2 protein-coding genes and 1 pseudogene are annotated in these 3,534 nt (G+C 65.5%); all 3 read right to left on the reverse strand.

Annotated features, from left to right (window positions below):
• Positions 1-388: 388 nt before the first annotated feature.
• Positions 389-1,511: pseudogene (locus ACLQ2X_RS28280) on the reverse strand (ISL3 family transposase).
• A 124-nt stretch (positions 1,512-1,635) separates the two neighbouring features.
• On the reverse strand, positions 1,636-2,217 hold the full coding sequence (locus ACLQ2X_RS28285; protein ID WP_354787329.1) for a dihydrofolate reductase family protein: 582 nt from the start codon (positions 2,215-2,217) through the stop codon (positions 1,636-1,638).
• Positions 2,218-2,280: 63 nt separating this feature from the next.
• The coding region (locus ACLQ2X_RS28290) for a helix-turn-helix domain-containing protein (protein WP_425684122.1) at positions 2,281-3,534 on the reverse strand (1,254 nt) is incomplete at its 5' end.

A 3,534-nucleotide genomic window follows, 5' to 3' on the forward strand; every position in this document is an offset into this window, starting at 1 on the left:
TCCGTGCCCTACCCGCCGCACCCCACCAACGATGAGACGGCACAGATCCTGCTACCGCCAACCACGCACGAGGTCGTAGAAGCCCTCCTGCCAGAAGTATGAGAACGGCGTCTTGTCGCTCCTCCCCCCAAAATACCCTGCTCCACCGAATCTCATGCCACGTCCATTAAGAAGCGGATAGCAAGTATCTTTGCAGATGTTTCTCGATGTACCGCCGAAGCCAATGATTTCGTCTGGCCCAAGGCTTCTGATGATGGCTTCCTCGGCGTGACCAGCGCCCTGGACGAACTTCTCATTCGAGCCGAGTTTCCATGCGGTCGGCATGGCACCGCCGCCGTTGATCGCAACATGGTTCGTCCAAGTCTTGGTCTTCTAGTTAAATGGCTCATCACAGATGAGGGTGTAGTTGAGGTCTGAAGCCGCCGGTCTCGAGCAGGGATCGGGCGATGTAGTTGGTGAGATTGCGGAAGCCGAGGGCGGAGCCACGCAGGTGCTCGAGCCTGCCGTTGATGGCCTCCGTCGGTCCGTTGGACGGTCCAGGTCGGTCGAAGTAGGCCAGCACGTCGGCCGCGCGCTTCTTCAGCGTTCGACCGAGTGTGATGACCTCGGTGAGGGGCTTCGGCACGCCGTGGCTGATCGAGTCGATGAGCTTGACCATCAGCTCGCGGCCACGACCCCGGTCCTGCTCGCGGTAGGCCTCGATCATCCGCTGGTAGATCCCCCAGGTGGCCTCGACCTCGACATGGGCATCGTCGGCGAACAGTGCGGCGAGCCGGTCGGTCTGCTTGTCGGTGAGCAGGTCGGCGCCGGTGTGCAGGGTCCGGCGGGCGGAGTAGAGCGGGTCATTCTTCATCCCGCGGTGGCCGTGGATGGCCTGCTGGACCCGGCGGCGACACCGGTCGAGGGCGTCGCCGGCCAAGCGGACCACGTGGAAGGGATCCATCACCGCAACCGCGTCGGGGAGTTCCTCGGCGGTGGCGGTCTTGAAGCCGGTGAACCCGTCCATCGCCACCACCTCCACCCCGTCGCGCCACGTCTGGTCACGGTCGGCGAGCCAGGACTTGAACGCCTGCTTTGAGCGGCCCTCGACCATGTCCAGCAGCCGAGCGGGTCCGGTGCCGTCACGGATGCCGGTCAGGTCGATGATCACGGTGACGTACTTGTCGCCGCGGCGGGTGTGGCGCCACACGTGCTCGTCGACCCCAATCGCGGCCACGCCGTCGAACCGGGTGGCGTCGTTGATCAGCACCCGCTTGCCTTCGGCCAAGACAGCGTCGTTGGCGGTGTTCCACGCGACCCCGAGTCCCTCGGCGACCCTCGCGACGATCATGTGCTGACACACGATCGCCTCGAGTGCAACCACAGCGACGGCACCACGGGTCCGGCTCGACGACCCGGCATGCCAGCACCGCACGGTCGGGCCTGAGTCGTTGGCCGGTGACGGCCAGGCCGAGCTCGTCGAGCCGGCAGAACTTGGTCAGGTCAGGGCAGGCAAAGGTAGCGTCAGACAAGTCGAGGTGTGCCAATCTGGAAGACCACGACTTCCGTCCCGGGGCAGCGATGCACAAACGCAGCCGGACGCCCGATCTCGTGTCACCGTCGCAGCGGTCTTGTTCGCGTACCCACTCAGATCGGTCAACGGCGCACCCGATAGCGCAGGTGAAGCACCCGGTTGCCCTGAACAACTACGTCTGGGCCTTCCAGCAGGTGCTGCGCGTCGACGGAGCCGAAGTAACGCTTACCGGACCCGAGCACGACGGGTGCGACGTCCATGCGTACCTCGTCGACCCAACCTGCCGCGAGCGCCTGGCCGCCGACGTCGCCAGCAGCGAACTCGACAGTGCGGTCACCCGCAAGCTCCCGCGCCTTGGCCACGGCCGCCTCGATGCCGTCGACAAAGTGGAACGGCGCCTGGAGGTCCCAGCCCTCGGGCGCACCACGGTGACTCACCACGACCACATGGTCGATCCCACTCGGAGGCGTCCCATCCCAGCCGTCGGTGATGTCGAAGGCGTGACGGCCGGCAATGGTCACCCCGACCTCGTCCCAGTACGGCCGGACGTAATCGAACGAAGCCTGCGACACCTTCAGAACGCCACTGTCGTCCAACGGCACGTCACCGCTGACCAGCCACTCGAAGATCGGACCGGGATCGTCGTTCTCAGCCGCGATGAAACCATCCACCGAAACCGACGCGTTCATGACCACTTTCCCCATGGATTCCTCCTCTGTTTGGAGTCCCAAGTCTTGTGCGGCGTGAGCTGTCGCTCTTGTACGAAATCAATCGGCTGGGAGCGGCCAGCCGTCCAGGACGTGGTCGGGATGATCGCGCAGGAATCGACGCCGGACTTCGGCGTAGCGGGTCGGCGTGAGCCCGGTGAACTCCCGGAACTCGCGCACGAAGTGGGCCTGGTCGAAGTAGCCCGCGCCAGCGGCAACGTCTCCCCAGTCGATCGGTGCAGCGACGTCGAGCGCCAACACGGTGGAGCTGAAGCGGTAGCTGCGAGCCAGCCGTTTTGGCGTGACACCGACTACGGCCTTGAACCGCTTCGCCAAATACGTGCTGCTGGCGCGGGCCGCCACACCGATGTCGCTGATCGGCACTGTCCCGCCTGTCGCCGCGACGGCGCTGCTCATTTGGCGGACCAGGTCAAGACCGTCGATCACCCGCAGCCGTCGCACCAGTTCCTCCTCGAGCAACATCAGCATTTCGTGCGGTGCGTCCGCCAAGGTCAGTCGGTGTCGCAATTCAGCGATAGCGGGCTGGCCCCAGATCTGCTCCACCGTCGCAGGTCGGTCGCACAACTCGGCCGCGAGCATCGGAAGGAACGGTGCCAGGCCCCACGGCCTGAAGTGGACGCCCACGGACCGGGTCGGGGTTGGGTAGCTGAACTCCCACGCACGCGTGGGCGTGGTAACCGCGCAGCCGTCGGCGTACTCCACGGCGTCTACGTCGGTGCCTGCGCGGATGAGAAACGGCGCCCCGAGGTTGACGATGAGCAATGGCGCGGGCGCCGCCGGCAGCATCAACCGGGAGTACGGCGGGGCGCCCTCCAGGTAGTAGAGGTCGTCGATCAGCCCGTCCAGCGGCGGACCGGGCACCCTGGACACATACTCCACGCCGACATTATCGCCGACGGCCCATCCGGCATCACGCGCCGCCGCCAGCATCGAGCCGGCGCCGATCCCTGACGGGCGCCCCGGCGCATTTCGGTCCCCAACTACACCCCACGTTGTGAAGAGCCAGTTAAATACACCCATTACGGCAGTCGTGCCGTGATCAGCAGCATGGGGACAGTCGTTCCGCACACTCTGGAGTTGCTCGGCTCGATCCCGTGCCAACTGCGCATCGGTCTCGGTGGGCTCGCCACAATCGTGGACCAGAAGCGGGGTACCACCGGCGAAGACGTAGTAGGTGTGGACGCCGTTGACGGTGAGGTTGTGGACTCGTTCGTGCCGGACGGTCTTGGTGATGGCGGTGATCTGGACCCAGGTGCCGGCCGCGGTCTGCAGCCACATGCCGGGCTTGAGCTC

The sequence above is a fragment of the Micromonospora sp. DT31 genome (genome assembly GCF_049841795.1).
Taxonomy (GTDB): domain Bacteria; phylum Actinomycetota; class Actinomycetes; order Mycobacteriales; family Micromonosporaceae; genus Micromonospora.